Raw genomic sequence first — 15,589 nt, 5'->3', positions numbered from 1 at the left:
TCAGGGCGATTTGGTGGTATCATGCGCATGGAGGTGAAACGATGAAAATCACGTTCTCAGCAGCGCTTCTTTGCGCAGCCCTTGTCGCGGCCATCGCGCTGCCCGCCCTTGCACAGGAGCAGAAGGCCGGGCAACCGCTTTATTTTCCCAAGGACGAAGTAAAGGAGCGGCCCTCTGATCTGCACATGGGATCTGATCCGGGCTACAAACCGGACGCCTACCCCCCGCAGGGCAGCGACGAAATCGGGTACCCTGCAGCCATCGACCCTCAGCAGGAGAACGTCGAGGAGAAGGTCATCTACAAGAGGGTGGATGATTACGAGAAGGACGTCAAACCGCCGTCCAGATGGGAAGACTGACTCCCCCTCGATCCTAATCAGCGAAAATAGGATCACGTCCGAAAGAGGCCAGCTCGCAGAAGGTTTCAAACCTTTTGTCGATCTCGTCGTGCGTGAGGTTGCGCAGCCTGTCGAGCCCGAAGTCCTCCACCTGAAAAGAAGCCATCACGCTGCCGCATACGGCCGCGCGCTTCAGGTCGTCGCCCGAGAGACTGCCGGCCTTGGCCACGTATCCCATGAACCCGCCTGCGAAGGTGTCCCCCGCCCCGGTTGGATCGCGGACTTCGGAGAGCGGGAGCGCAGGGGCCGAGAATATCATGTCGCCCTTGTACACGAGCGCACCGTACTCCCCGCGCTTGACGACCACCGTCTTGGGACCCCACTCCATGATCCTTCGGGCGGCCAGGGTCACGTTTCCCTTGCCGGAGAGGGCGCGCGCCTCGGCGTCGTTGACGAAGATCATGTCCACGCGCTCGATCACCTTCTGCAGCGCCTCGCGCGTGGTGTCGATCCAGAGGTTCATCGTGTCCATGGCGATGAGTTTGGGCTTCTTCATCTGACGCAGCACCTTGAGCTGCAGATCAGGATGTATGTTGGCGAGAAAGAGATACGGCCTCTCGCGATGAATATCCGAGAGCCTGGGGTCGAAATTAGCGAATACGCCGAGGTCGGTCTTCCTGGTCACGGCCTGGTTGATATCGTTGAGATAGTGGCCTGACCAGCGGAATGTCTTTCCATTCTCGACCTTCTCGAGCCCGGCCAGGTTGATGCCCCTGCCCTTCAGGAACTCGACATGCTCGTCCTTGAAGTCGTCACCCACCACTCCGACCAGGTGCACGTCGGTGAAGAAGCTGGCCGCGGTGGAGAAGTGGGTGGCCGCCCCGCCGAGGACGTCCTCACGCCTGCCAGCCGGAGTCTCGAGCGTGTCGTATGCGACTGAACCCACGACCAGGATGCTCATCTCACATATCTCCCTATTATCGGCTCGAGCTCTTTCTTGCGCTCCGCGGGTATCAGGCTTCGGTCCGTCATTATCGCATCCCTCAGCGCGTTGCGGCACGCGCAGTCGGGGTACTCGTGCAACGTTGAGAGCATCCGCCTGATCACGGCCTGAGCCTTCTCCACGTTCTCGCCCAGGGTCTTGATTATCATCGCGACGTCCACGTGTTTATCCTCGATGCGCCAGCAATCGTAATCAGTCACCAGCGCGATGGTCGCGTAGCAGATCTCGGCCTCGCGGGCGAGCTTAGCCTCCTGATAGTTGGTCATGCCGACCACGTTCACTCCCCAGGAACGGTACATCATAGACTCGGCGCGCGATGAGAACATCGGCCCCTCGATGCACACGTACGTCCCCTTGTTGTGCACGCGGCACCCCTCCGAACGCGCAGCCTCGGTCGCCCTTTCGCGGAGAATCGGACAGACGGGATCGGCAAAGGCCACGTGGGCCACGATGCCGCCTCCGAAGAAGGTGTCTATCCTGGCCTTGGTGCGATCTATGAACTGGTCGACCATCACCAGATCGCCGGGCCTTATCTCCTCGCGCATGGAGCCGACCGCCGAGACCGAGATGATCTGCGTAACACCCAGCGTCTTGAGCGCGTAGATGTTGGCCCTGAAATTGAGCTCATGCGGGAGGATGCGATGGCCGCGGCCGTGCCTGGGGAGGAAGGCGACCTCGCGGCCGTCCAGCTCGCCCAGCATCACTGCATCGGACGGATCGCCGAACGGAGTGGATATCCGCTTTTCCTCGCGGATGGTCACACCCTTCATGCTGTAGAGCCCGCTGCCCCCGATTATACCTACTGGCGCCTTTGCCATATGAGAACTCCCTTATCGAAAAAACGCCGTCTTAAACCACAGGAGCTGAATATTTGCAAGTCTATTAGATCTCTTATATTACTCTAATATATTTAATATGAGTTACTCTAACTGATGGGCACCTCTAAAAACCTGTCTTTTAGTTTGTCATCCCCGAGTGCTTTAAGCGGGGATCCAGTGTTTACAAGGGATTCCCGCTTTCGCGGGAATGACAATTCTTATGAATCAGAGGTTTTTAGAAGTGCCTTTATGACAGTCACGAGTCACGGTTTTCAGAAACCAATTGGCCGCAGGCGGCCATGATCTCCCTACCGCGGCTGCTGCGGATGTTCACCTGCACCCCCTTGTCGTGCAGATATTCGCTCCATCGTTCCACAGTCAGTGGATCGGGCGCCGCAAACTCCGAGCCTTCGTAAGGATTGAACGGGATCAGGTTCAGCTTGGCGCTGCAGCCTGCGAGCAGGCCCACCAGCCTCCTCGCGTCGTCCATCGAGTCGTTGACCCCCCGCAGCATCACGTACTCGAAGGTGATGCGCAGGCGGGAGGTCGCGCCGTATTCGCGCGCGAACTCCATGATCTCCGCGATCGGGGATCTGCGGTTGACCGGCATGATGCGGTCTCTCACCTCGTCGGTCGTGGCGTTGAGCGAGATCGCGATCCTCACCTCCGAACGCTTCACAAACTCGCGAAGCTCCGGGATGAGCCCCGAGGTCGAGACCGTGATCCTGCGCTTAGAGATGTTGAAGGCCCTGCGCTCCTTGAAGATCTCGATGGCGGAGAGCACGTTCTCCACGTTCGCGAGCGGTTCTCCCATGCCCATGAGGACCACGTTCGTAATGGGCGATTTCGACATCCTGGCCAGCTCGACGAATTGCCCCACTATCTCCCCTTGCGTAAGATCACGGATAAAGCCCATCTCCGCAGTGCGACAGAACGCGCAGCCCATCGCACAGCCCGCCTGCGTGGAGAGGCACGCGGTGACGCGTCCGTCGTCAGAGGGGATGAGCACGCACTCGAAGGAATTGCCGTCCGCCGCAGAGACACAGAGCTTCGCGGTCCCATCCTCCGCAGAGAGCATGCTTCCCACGCGCACCGCGCTGATCGAGTAGCGCTCGGCCAGGAGCGCCCTGGCCTCCTTCGAGAGATCGGTCATCTCCTCGAACGAGGAGGCAAGCCTGACGTAGAGCCAGTTGATGAGCTGTGCGGCGACATATTTTTTGAGGCCCATGCCCTCCATGGCGGAGGGCAGCTCTTTGATCGGTATGTCGGTTATCGCCGCAAGCAAGGTCAGGCTCCGGCGAACATGGAAAGTTTCGGAAGGTCCACGGCGCGGGCCACGGTGATACAGCCTGCGTCGGCGTTGTTGCCGTAGCGATCCACGAGGATCGGGGTGAGGCCGGCGCCCTTCGCGCCTGCCACGTCGATCTCCACGAGGTCGCCGACGTATATCGAGCGCGAAGGTACGGCCCCCATGCGCTCCATGGCCAGGGTGAATATCCGCGTGTCCGGCTTCGAGACCCCCACCTCGCTGGAATCGATCACCACGTCGAATCTGGAATAAGTGCCGGTGTGCTCGAGCAGGCGCCTTATCTGTCCCTCTGCGTTCGATATCACGCCGAGCTTGAACCCCCTCTCGCGGAACCAGTCGAGCATCTCGCGGGTGCCCTCTTCCATGTGGGCCCAGAAGAGGTGTCTGAAGGGATGGCTGCGGATCGAGTCTATGATGGAGCGCGCCTTCTCATTGTCTATCCCGGTGAGCTCAAACCACTTAAGATAAGTCCTGTCCCACAGCTCTGCGTGGGTGAGGCCCTCTATCCCTCCCTTGATCACGGATATCTGCGCCCTGCGATGGGCATCCGCCAGTTCGACGCCGCCCACGTCTATCTCGAACCTGTCGGCCAAAAGTTCGCAGAGGAAATCGTAGTTGTAGAAATACAGCGTGTTGCCGATGTCGAAGAATATTGTGTCGTATTTCATCATGGCTCCAAATGGAATCTGCGTCTGCAAGATATTGTTTGTGACTCACAGAGCTCTGATTGTCAATAATTACCTTTAATTTTAAGCAGTTAGAAAGCCCATCTCCTTCCTTTAATATTATACGGCGTCGTTGACAACCCTCGCAGGCATCGACTATAGCTGCGGGATCCGGCGCTTGGCGCCTGTTTTTTGGCTCCGTCCATCATCATGATTAAACAGGCTCCTATATTCCCATCTGTCTTCATCTCATCCGGCATAAATCCGGTACCGCAGATATTCACTCCACAGGCAGGCATCGGCGCAGCACCTATCGCGAGCCCGACGGACGCTTTTGCCATAGGACCCCCCGCAGGTTCCTCTGCCGCAACCGGAATAAACTGCTCCACCCAAAGCCAGCAGCTTCGCAGGCTGAATGAGGAGTTCGCCGGCGCGCGCGATGCCAGGGAAAAAAACGATGTGTCAAAGGCATGCGATCACTATGAGCGCACACTCGTATCCCTGGAGCTTCCCTTCGACGGCCCCCATGCCTCACCCCTCCCAGTCTACATGGAGATAAACGGCGGCATAGATCTATACAAGGAGGCGCTGTTCGAGACCTCTGTGCTCTCCACACCTGAAAAGGCGCCGCAGGTCTTAAGGAGGCTGCATCGCTTCATCGAAAAGACATACCCGGGCATCAAGCCGAGCAGGATCGATACAGCCAGGGCAAAGACCCTCGAGGCCTACGCGCTCATGCAGCATACCGGCTCCACCTTCGCAAGGCGCGGCGCGATGTTCGACAGGGGCCTGTACATGCTCGGAGACGTGATCAAGCGGTTGGAGCACGAGCCTGATCTGGCCGGCAAAGAGAAGGCGCTGAAGGCATTCGAGCTCGTGAATAATTTCAAGACCGTGGCGCAGTTCAGGAGCGCGCTGGTAAAACTCAAAAAGGCCCTTGAGGCGATCGACATCGACAAGCTCTCCAAGAACGGCAAGACACAGCAGGACGACGCGCTGCAGACGACCGAACAGATGCCCGAGGCAGGGCAGAAGGCGCGCATCAGCTGGATATGGGGGCGCAGGAAGTCATCGCAGGACCTGAACGGGAACGAGAACACCTATACCGCCGCCTTCCTCAGGGCCTTCACCCTGATCAACCTCGGCATGCTCTGCGCAGCGCCCAGGCTCAACCTTATGCAGAAGGCGCTCTCGATCCTGAAGGAAGCGGCGGAGCTCGTCGATCCAGAGGCAAGCGCCCTGGAGGCCGATACTCATTTCGCGATAGGACTTCTCACCGCGGAGATCATTTCGCGCAAGCTCACGCTCGCACACGGCAGGCGCGACGTGCCGGCCCAGAAACGTCTGGCGCACGAGCTCAACGAGGTCTTCGAATCCATATCCGCCGACCATTCCAGGGATGACGCCAAGAACGTCGGCCCAACCTACGCAGGCACGCTCCCGAGTTCGTACAAGAATGACCTCATCGCCTCCTATCAGGCCGATGCAGCAATCCTGATGGCGAGGCTGGGGCTCTGGAACGACGCCCTCTTCTGGGCGCGCGCAGTGACCCAGGGCCAATTCGAGTTCACGGCAGCTGCAGCGAGGCTTCTCAAGGATCCCGCGTTCAGGCCGTTCGTGATGAACCACAGGATATTGAGCGGCGAGGACATCGGATCGAAGGCAAAAAGAGGCAGTTGGCACAAGAGGCTCAAGGTGGCGATCAGGCAGTCCCACTCGACCAGCGTCATGGAATCTCTGGGTTACAGTGCAGCCGGGATGCTGCCCGGACTCGCCGCCTATCTCATGTACGACGTCAAGACGGCCGGCGTCTGCATGGCCGGGGTCGCGCTGGCGAACATTTTCAACAGGCTCAAAAACGGATGGAGGACCGAGGAGGCGCAGTACGCGGCGATAACCGGCAAATACGACAGCTCCTCGCTGGAAAACGCGAAGGCGCTGGGCAGGCTGGGAATCCATACGGCATTCGACGCACTCCCCTGGATATTTCCCTCTTCGTTCCTCGACTTTGAAAAGACCGGCCTCGACGTGGTGTACAACACCGTGGCCAGCAGCCTGGAGATGGCGGGCGACAAGATAGGCAACGTCTCCGGCGTCCTCTTTGACCCGAACACCTATGCCCCCGTCATCAGCGCCCTTTCCAGCGTCAGCGCGCCCAGCTCAAATGAGATCGCCCAGATTATCCGCGACTCGATCGTAAACACCAGCGCAGCGATATTCGCCTCGAACCTCATCTGGCCCGAGACAAGAAAGCTCATGATGAGCAACTGGGGCTACTTCTTCCTGCCGCCCCTCCTGTTGTTCGGGTACGATCTCGGCCAGATGCCGGATTTCGGCGGGCTCAAGTTCATATACCACGCCTACACATACGGGGCGGCCGCCCTCTTCGCGCTGCAGATGAAGCCTCCGACCACGATCGAGCAGAAGGAGCACATGAACGCTATGGCGAAGTGGTTTCTGCCGGGCGCCTTCATGCTCTCATCCGACATCGGGCGATGGATGGCGCACGGGCCGGACGACCCGAGCTACGCGGAGAGGATGGTGCGCGCCGCAGTGCTGACCACTGAGGCGTACCTGATGATGCACGTGTTGGGCAACGTGAAGTTCAAATGGAATCACAGCAAGGGCATCCCCAAGAATCTCTGGACGCTCGCGAAGAACACCGTGAACGCCAATCCGGCGCTGCCGCTCGCGATAGTGACGATCAATGCGTTCACCGCCCCGCTCGGCGGCTTTATCCAGAGGGACAAGCACCTGGACAACATCGTGCTCATAGCGCTGCAGGGCGTGGCCACCACAGCCTGCATGCTCCCCATAACCCTGGGCATAAGCGGCGTGCTCAAACGCAGCATACCCATAAAGACGCGCGCGGAAGAGGGCCTTGAGGACTCGCGCGCCGCCGGCGACAACCCGCTCAAACAACGTTATCACTGGCTCACCGGCGGGCTCAGCGCCTTCAACACCACCTACGCGCAGAACAGGGTCCTGAGGTCCGGCTCATGGGACATCATACCCGCCGCGCTCAGGACCTTCGCCGGCTGGGACACGTTCGGCGGACAGCTCCTCATGTCCGGCACGAATATCGTGCATGGCAACAGCGTCTCCTCCAGGATGTGGCCGGAGCTGTCCGGCAGCACATGGTCACGCCAGTCCGTAATCTCGGAGTTCCAGAACGCGTTCGAGGCCTTGGACGACATAAGCCAGAGGCGCGTCACAGGCGCGATAGACGGCGAGAGTGCGCACGCGGAGACGCGCGTGATCTTCGCAAGGTTGCGCACGTTCTTCCAGAAGGCTGCCCAGGTCATGCACCCGGCGCACCTGTTCATGGCCCACGAAGCGCTGCCCGATCGGCTAATCCCCTTCTTCTCCTTCATGATGGCCGCCAAACCGCCGACATTCCCACAGCTGCCCGACAAGCATTTCCTGGCCGACTTCTATCTCATGCTCCACGGCGGCCACTCCGACGAGAGGCTCTCCATCGAACAGTTCAGGACGCTCCTCGCCTATGTGAAAGCCGACGCGGCCGATCCCTCGGCGCACGACACGGTGAGACCCCTGGTCCAGCTTCTCGCCCTGGCCAGGGAGAACATGGACCCGAACTACAAGAAGCTCATCGAGGATTTCTTCGATAAGAATCCGGAGATACCGATCATGGTGGACGTGGACCTCGAAGAGCACGCCCCGCTCATGGAGAAGTACAGGCGTGTGGCCAGGAGAAAGGTGCGAAAAATCGTCAAGATGCCATTCAAGGACTACGAGCAGCGCATCAACGGCAACAGGCGCCAGGACAGGGCCCATATAAAGCTGGATGGGCTCTTTCTAAAACCATAACAACGACCCTCTCAAACAGCGCATAATGCTCTAAAACCTTGACTTCATTGCAAAATCGGGACTAAAATAGGCAAACTTCATCAAAACTTATCTGATTAATTTTTTACTTTAAATTCAATTAGTTAGCTTGGGTGTTAAGCTTTTTTGGAGCTCTTATGGAGGCGGATCTGGTCAAGAGCTGCATAATCAATTTCTTCCATTTTAAGACCATCAGAGATCGCGATGGATGGAGCGCTGCCACAATAATCAACGTGCAGCGCTTTTTTATTAATTTATGTTGATTCATCACGCAACTTCTTTGCCCTTATTCCGATAAAGGGCATAGGAGGGGTAATGTCATACGCAGGGACTCTGCAGGGACTTCCGACTTTCCCCACATCAATGCTCATGCAGAGCCCCATCCTCTCCGGCAGGATCTCGATCCCGACCAACCTCTACAGCAACGACCCCTTCGCCAAAGGGGTTGCGGTCAGGACCCTAAACCCCATCGATTCGTTCGTCGTCAGTAACAACGTGCAGGATATCAGCGAGCATCCCTCCCGCCATCTGCACATCCTCAACAGACACCTCCGTTCCCTATCGGATGCCCTCGGCTCCGGAGACCCCAGATCAGCCCATCGTTCGCTCGAGGGAGTCATAGAAGAGCTGCAGACGCCGGTCGCACCCTTTGACAACCACGGTAAGATATCGCTCCCCCTCTACATGCAGCTCGACGGCAAAGGGCTTGGCGGCCGCGACATGCTCAGGGATGCGGCCCTGATCGCCGCCGGCTTCGCCGGTTCGGAGGAGATACCCGACGACATCGAGAGGATGCACGGGTTGCTCGGCGAGACGGACATCAACGCCGCGGACCGCTTCAAAACCGGTCTCATGCGCGCATACGACGTGATGCTCCAGGCGCTCTCCGCCCCGAACCCGCAGAGCTCCCTGTTCAATCGCGCCGAAAGGATCGTCGACGAGGTCTTGAAGGAGTCCGACGAGAAAATCGCCGACGCGTCGGTCAAGAAAGACGCGCATTTCTTCGGCAACATACTGCGCCTGGAAATCCTCTCCGGCCTCCTGGTGCTCGCATCGACCAGGAAGGACCGCAAATCGAGAAAGGCCTATGCCAAGCAGATCTGCGACACCTTCAAGGCGCTGAAAAAGGATCACGGCCTGAGCTCCGGTACGCCTTCGACCACAGAGGAGGCGTTCAAGACCGACCTCCTCGGCAAGTACTACGCGGACATAAGCATACTGATGGCGCGGCTGGGCCTATGGAACCACGCCATAGAACGGGCAAGGACGCTCACGACAAGCGAAGATTTGAGGGAGACGGGCCATGCCGAACGCCTGCTCAAGCACGAGCTCTTCCAGCCTTTCATCGACCATGAGCGCGGAGCCCATGGGGAGATAAAACTCCCGGGCGAGATCAAGAGAAACTGGAGAGATGGCTGGCTCAAGCGGTACCTGATAGCCGGCGTACAGAACGCGCATTCCCGCGGGATGGCCCAGTCCGCTGCGATCGGAGGGACCGGTCTCATCGCAGGGAACCTGCTCGACACATTCATCCAGGGAGGGCATGGAGCGCTGTTCGCGATCGGCGGGGCAATGGTCTTCTCCGGCATCTACCGTTACGTGAACGGCCTCATGACCGACGAAGCGAGGGATGCGATTTCGATCGGCGGCAATGAAATGCCTCCCAGAATAGAAATCGTCAAGGACATGGGCAGATTGGCGCTCAGATCCGGGCTCGATGCAGTAGCGTGGTCGGTCCCCGCGATCATGCTCGACGCGGGCACAGAGGCGCTGAAGGTCGGCTTCGACACCTTGGCCTACGGCTACGGCAAATACTCCGACTGGTTAGGCAACGCAGCGAGCGCGATTAGAAACCCCGACACACACGCGGCGCTGGCCAATGCAGCCGTGACCATAGCGGGCGATCCGATGGTCGCTCTGAAGACGCTCTTCCAGCTTTACTCAGGGGCCTCCGGCGCCTTGGCGGCGCTCCACGCCGTCGCGCCCGGGGTGAGGCAATACACACGAAAATTTCTGCCGTACGCCCTGCCGGGCGTTGCCATGCTAGGCGCGGAAGCAGCGGTCTGGGCGATGAACAGTTCCGCAACGGAGTTGCTCAGCGGAGCTTACAACGCCTACACCAAGGCCGCCGGGGTTCTCTTCGCATCGCACATACTGTTCCCAGGGTTAAGGCCCGATATCGACAGGATCTCTAAGTGGTTCCTGCCGGGCGCGATAGGGCTCGCCGCCGACATCAGGCAGTCCTACAAATACGACGTCCCCCTCTTCTCGCCCGACGTCATGCACCCTGACTGGATCAACGGCGTCGTGCGCGCCTCGATCGTCTCCGCCGAGGCGATGATAATGATGCTGGTCACGGGCATGATCGCCTGGAAAAAAGGCGACAGCCCCCTCGGCACGATCAAGAACTTCGGCAAGGCCTTGCATGACGTCCCGAAGAGCCTGCCCATCACCATAGCGATAGTCAACGGCATCACCTCGCCTTTCGGCGGGGCAATGCAAAAAGACACGTACGACGCGCTCTCGCTCATCATGATGCAGGGAATAGCCACGACCCTGGGTGTGCTGCCCTTCACGCTCCTGATCAGCGGCCTGCTCAAGGGCAAAGTCCCGCTCTACGATGCAGCCAAGGAGGCTTTTCAGGATTCAAGAGGCCTTCCGGCCCACAAACGGATCCAGGAGACATTGCTCGGTCTTACCGATGCAGTGAGGCAGCCCTATACGAAGAACAGGACCGGAAGGATATTCCTCTACGACCCCTACGGGGCCGCTGCCAGGACATACTTCGGATGGGACCTCGGCTTCTTCTCGCAGATCGCGCAGGCAGTGCCCAACGTCGTGGCGGGGAATCCGGCCTCCACGCTGACCTGGCCTGAGCCGAGCGGCAGCAAGTGGGAGCGCACCTCGATACAAGACCTCTTCTCTCACTCCCACGCCGAACTCGGGATGATCGGCAGAGAATTGGACGACGGCGAGCTGTCGGAGGATGAGGCGCAAAAGGCCAAGAAGGCCGTCATGGAAAAGATCCACATGGCGGTGAGCAAGGCGGGCCAGGCCATGGACCCGTTCCATCTCTTCGCCCCTCACCAGAGCCTGGCGGACCGCCTCCTGCCGCTCTACGCAGTCAGACAGTCCGTGAAACCGACCGACTTCCCGAGCCAGACCAACCCATATTATTTCGCCAGCATCCATCGCATGCTCAAGGGCGGCAACATCGCTCAGATGGTGAACAAGGGGAGCGTCATGCTGGAGGAGTTGAAACCCGAACACGTGGAGATCCTGCTCGATTACGTTAAGTCCTTTTCAAAGGACGCGGGCGCCTACAGGGTCATCAGGCCGCTCGTCACAGCGCTGGCACTGGCCAGGGACAACCCGGAGACCGGACAACTCATCAGCAATTTCTTCGACGATAACCCCTGGATCCAGGACCTGCTGGACATCGACGTCGCAAAGCTCGAACCGCCGAAGGAGATATCGCGCAGAAGGACCAAATACGCGGTTATGAAGCAAGTCGCCACCAGCCGGCAGGAGTACCTGGAAAGGGTTAGCAGTCACGGAAATCCGCCGAAGATCGACGAGCTCTATCAGGGGCTTTTTGTGGATACGCCCCCCGAGGCCCCGCCGCCAAAGGTGCAGGCAGCCCTGGACGACGGCCTTGCAGCGCAGAAATAGACGCCCTCCCTACAACATATTAAGACCTTGATTATCTCCTCATTGTACGAGATAGATACCAGGCTTTTTCCAAAAACCGAGTTCCCCGCAATAAGGAGATCGAAATGGCCTCTACCCTCTCTTTCCTCAAGGTGGCGCCGCACGCAGAACCGATCAAAGACCCGGCAAAAATCAAAAAAATCTATCGATACTGGCGCTGGCAGACGATCACGTCGCTCGTGATAGGCTATGCGGTCTACTACTTCGTAAGAAAAAACTTCTCGATGGCAATGCCTTCTTTCCTCAACGAGTTGGGATACACGAAGACGGACCTCGGCATAATCCTCACCCTCTTCTCAATAGTCTACGGCGTAGGCAAGTTCGCGAACGGAGTGATCGCGGATCGCGCCAACGCCCGTTACATGCTCGCGTTAGGCCTCATGGCCGCCGCGATCGTCAACATCATGTTCGGCCTGAGCTCGGGCCTCATCGCATTCGGCATTTTCTGGATCCTCAACGGCTGGTTCCAATCGCTGGGGATGCCGGCCTCGGTGAGGCTTTTGACCCACTGGTACAGCCCCACAGAGCTCGGCACAAAATGGGGGATACAGAGCACGGCCCACCAGATCGGCGGGGCCGGGATACTCATCTTTGCGGGATGGCTTGTCACCAATTTCGGCTGGAGATCGGCATTCTACGTTCCGGCCGTTATAGCAATAGCGGTGTCATTCTTTCTCATCTGGCGTCTGCGCGATACGCCCCAATCCATCGGTCTGCCTCCGGTCGAGGAATACCGCGGAGAGGCGCACCTCACCGATCCGAATGAAGACCAGGCCAAATCAATCAAAGAGATCCTCTTCAAACACGTGCTCAACAACAGGCTCATCTGGACGATCGCCGTCGCAAATATTTTCGTCTACATCGTCCGCATAGGCATAATGGATTGGGCGCCGACATTCCTAGTGGAGGCCAGAGGCTCAACGCTGGCAGCTGCGGGGATCAAGACTGCGGCCTTCGAACTCGCAGGCATCGGAGGCGCGATAGGAATGGGCTGGGCCTCGGACTTCTTCTTCAAGGGCCGCCGCGGCCCTCTCGCCACCGTCAGCATGTTCCTGCTGGCAGGATCGATATCGCTCCTGTGGCTCATACCCAACAACAGCCATATCCTTGAAGCGGCAGTCCTGATAGCCTCCGGCGTGCTCGTATATGGGCCTCAACTCCTCGTGCCGGTCGCGGCAGCTGATTTCGCATCCAAGAAGGCGGCCGCCACCGCAACAGGGCTCACTGGGGCGTTCGGCTATCTCGGCAGCGCGCTGGCGGGCGTCGGCACCGGTCTTATTGCGGACAAATGGGGCTGGAACGGCGGATTCATCTTCTTCATAATAGCTTCTATCCTGGGCGGGTTCTGTTTCATGCTGACATGGAACCGAAGGGCGCCTCAACTCGAAAGATACCACAACAGCAAGAAGAAGAAATCCTAGCGCTCCGCACCAAAACGAAAGGGAGAGACGATGGACGGCAAAGACCTCCAAAGAGAATTCCTGCAGTCAAAACGTCCCCACATACTGATGGTCACGAACCACGGCACGCACACATGGGAGATACGCTCCGGGCTCACGGACACAGGCGGCCAGAACCAGTACGTGCGCTCGCTCTCCGACGCGCTGGTCCGCCTGGGCTACAGGGTGACCACGTACAACCGCGGCGGATATCCCGACCCGGTGAGCGGCAGACCCCAGACCGGCAGCCGTTACAAGGACGCCCATTCCCGGATAGTATACCTTGAAGGCGGCGGAAGCGGCTTCATCAGGAAGGAAGATCTCACGCGCGAGATCATCTCCGAGGAGGTCGACTTCGCGCAGCACCTGATGGCGGCCGAGCTCATCCCTGTGGATCTCATCATATCGCACTACTGGGACGGCGCGCTGCTCGCGCAGATACTGAGGGAGAAGCTTTCCCTCAAGGCGAAGCACATCTGGGTACCCCACTCGGTCGGGACCCTCAAGCGCGAGAACTTCAAGGGCAAACCCGCCGAGGTCGTTGCGCCGCTCCGTTTCGACGAGCGCATCGCATTCGAGCGAGAGGTGATCGCAAAGGCCGACGCGGTCGCCTCCACATCCGGCGACATCACCATGCACCTGGCGAAGAACTACGACCGCCCGCCTGAGCTCTTCCTCCCCCCCTGCATCGACACCGACATGATCCGCCCGATCGACGACATCTCCGGGTGCAGCGGCATCTACGACTTCCTGCGCGACACCGACCCGAAGACCGGCTCCAAGGCCAGGGGCAGACGCTGCATATTGGAGATGAGCCGCACCGACCGCACCAAGCGGAAGGACATCGTGCTCAAGGCCTTTGCCGCGGCGCTCAAGGGCGACCCGAACTTGATGCTGCTGCTTCGGATCAACCAGAAGGCAAAGGAGATCTACCCCGAGCTCGACGCGCTGGCGAATTCCCTCGGCATACGCGAGGACGTGGTCTACGTGGGGATGGTCCCGGACGATCTCATGTCGCAGCTCTACGCGATCTCCACGGTCTACCTCTCCCCGTCGGAGATGGAGGGGTTCGGCATGTCCGTGCAGGAAGCGGCGGCATGCAGAAAACCGACCATATCATCCAGCCTCATACCGTTCGCAGTCGAGTTCCTCGCCAAAGAAGGAGAGGACGAGACAATCACCACGAGCGAGGGATCGGTGAAGGTGAGATGGGGCAAAGGAGGAGTGATTGTTCCGGCCGGAAATACGGAGGGCTTTGCCTACGCGCTGAAGGCCCTTCTCAACGACAAGGATCGCCGCGATAAGATCGCACGCACAGCCTACGATATCACGATCCCCCACTTTACCTGGGATAACATGACCAGGAAACTCCTGACAAACGTTGGGATGAAACTCTAGGACCCGATCTTTTCCTTCAGGTGTGTGCACACCACTTCCGGCAGAGCTATCCTGAACCGCTTTGCCAGGTCAGCGAGCCCCTTCCAGGTGCCGACGTCGGACCATGCCACCGAGAACGGGAAAACGGTGACGTTGGCGGCCTTCTCCATCACGCCGTAGTCGATGGACGTGCCCTCTACCTCGTCGAAAAATTTGCGAACCCACTCAGGTTCTGCCCCGCCCTGCGCATCGGTCTTCAGGGTCTCAAGCTGCGCCGCCATCTTAGGCATGTGCTTCTTAAGCGATTCGATCAGGGTGGCGGCCTTCCAGACGAACATCCCGCTGTTCCAGTGGTATTTCCCCTCCCCTATGTATTTCTTCGCCGTCTCGACGTCCGGCTTTTCCACGAACTTGGAGACGATGAAGGCGCCGGTCGAGCCGAAGCTGCCCCCCACCTTTATGTAACCGTAATCGGGAGAGGGAAACGTCGGCAATATGCCGAATGTGACCAGGGTGTCGCCGTTCGCAGCAAGCTCCGCCGCCTTTCTGAACGCGTCGGCTGCGCCGCCGTCATCGGCGATGTAGTGGTCCGCCGGCGTGAAGAGGGTCACCGCATCGGGGTCGCGCCTGTGTATCAGGTGGCACGCGAGCGCGATGGCCGGCGCGGTGTTCTTCTTGCGCGGCTCGGCTATGATGTTCTCATTCGGGACATCGGGGAGCTGCTTCCGGACGAGGGCGCGGTACTTCTCGTTCGTGGATACGAAGCAACGGTCGGCGGGCACGAACCTGCGGATGCGATCGTAAGTCTGCTGGATCATCGTGCGGCCGCTGTCCGTGATGTGCAGAAACTGCTTGGGCATCTCGGGCGTGCTGTACGGCACGAAACGAGTCCCCTCGCCGCCGGCCAGGATTATCGCGTAAATGTTGTTCATAACCTTCATCTGTCCCCTCCTGCCGCGCAAAGCGGCTTCCGTCATCTGACCGCGGACGTCTCTATAAGGACTGCGCGGTTCGAAGAATTCTTGATTATAAAGTCGCCCATGGCCGCAGGCACGATGAACGATTGGCCGCGCATGAATT

General features: G+C 59.1%; 10 protein-coding genes. 5 read left to right on the top strand and 5 right to left on the bottom strand.

The window, feature by feature from the left end; translation table 11 throughout:
• The first annotated feature begins 41 nt into the window (after positions 1 to 41).
• A complete protein-coding gene (locus WC683_12365; GenBank protein ID MFA4973403.1) occupies positions 42 to 359 on the top strand; it encodes a hypothetical protein in 318 nt (105 codons plus the stop codon).
• Between the two features lie 13 nt (positions 360 to 372).
• On the opposite strand, the gene WC683_12360 is transcribed toward WC683_12365, so the two are convergent.
• From WC683_12360 to WC683_12345, 4 genes are all read right to left on the bottom strand, one after another.
• Entirely contained in the window at positions 373 to 1,299 is a 927-nt protein-coding gene (locus WC683_12360) for a PfkB family carbohydrate kinase (protein MFA4973402.1), read from the bottom strand.
• Positions 1,296 to 2,159, bottom strand: coding sequence for an S-methyl-5'-thioadenosine phosphorylase (gene mtnP, locus WC683_12355; GenBank protein ID MFA4973401.1), 864 nt, complete (start codon positions 2,157 to 2,159; stop codon positions 1,296 to 1,298). Before mtnP ends, WC683_12360 begins: the two co-directional genes overlap by 4 nt.
• Positions 2,160 to 2,415: 256 nt before the next feature.
• Positions 2,416 to 3,444: a 23S rRNA (adenine(2503)-C(2))-methyltransferase RlmN gene (rlmN, locus tag WC683_12350; protein MFA4973400.1), complete on the bottom strand. Its 1,029-nt coding sequence runs from the start codon at positions 3,442 to 3,444 to the stop codon at positions 2,416 to 2,418.
• A gap of 2 nt (positions 3,445 to 3,446) precedes the next feature.
• The gene (locus WC683_12345; GenBank protein ID MFA4973399.1) at positions 3,447 to 4,136 is read right to left on the bottom strand and encodes an HAD family hydrolase; all 690 of its coding nucleotides are present in this window, start codon (positions 4,134 to 4,136) and stop codon (positions 3,447 to 3,449) included.
• Between the two features lie 207 nt (positions 4,137 to 4,343).
• Here WC683_12345 and WC683_12340 point away from each other — a divergent pair, with 207 nt between their 5' ends.
• The 4 genes from WC683_12340 to WC683_12325 all read left to right on the top strand — a co-directional run bounded on the left by WC683_12340 (position 4,344) and on the right by WC683_12325 (position 14,530).
• Positions 4,344 to 7,964 (top strand): hypothetical protein, encoded by a 3,621-nt coding sequence (locus WC683_12340; protein MFA4973398.1) that lies wholly within the window; start codon positions 4,344 to 4,346, stop codon positions 7,962 to 7,964.
• A gap of 333 nt (positions 7,965 to 8,297) precedes the next feature.
• On the top strand, positions 8,298 to 11,654 hold the full coding sequence (locus tag WC683_12335; GenBank protein ID MFA4973397.1) for a hypothetical protein: 3,357 nt from the start codon (positions 8,298 to 8,300) through the stop codon (positions 11,652 to 11,654).
• A 104-nt stretch (positions 11,655 to 11,758) separates the two neighbouring features.
• Entirely contained in the window at positions 11,759 to 13,114 is a 1,356-nt protein-coding gene (locus tag WC683_12330; protein MFA4973396.1) for an MFS transporter, read from the top strand.
• Positions 13,115 to 13,144: 30 nt separating this feature from the next.
• A complete protein-coding gene (locus WC683_12325; protein MFA4973395.1) occupies positions 13,145 to 14,530 on the top strand; it encodes a glycosyltransferase in 1,386 nt (461 codons plus the stop codon).
• Here WC683_12325 and WC683_12320 read toward each other — a convergent pair.
• Positions 14,527 to 15,450 (bottom strand): mannose-1-phosphate guanylyltransferase, encoded by a 924-nt coding sequence (locus tag WC683_12320; GenBank protein MFA4973394.1) that lies wholly within the window; start codon positions 15,448 to 15,450, stop codon positions 14,527 to 14,529. The two genes, WC683_12325 and WC683_12320, sit on opposite strands and share 4 nt — an antisense overlap.
• Positions 15,451 to 15,589 lie beyond the last annotated feature (139 nt).

This window comes from bacterium, from assembly GCA_041648665.1.
In the GTDB taxonomy this organism is placed as follows: Bacteria; UBA10199; UBA10199; order 2-02-FULL-44-16; family JAAZCA01; genus JAFGMW01.
Note: the sequence above shows the minus strand (reverse complement) of the source record. Positions and strands in the feature narration are given on the sequence as shown.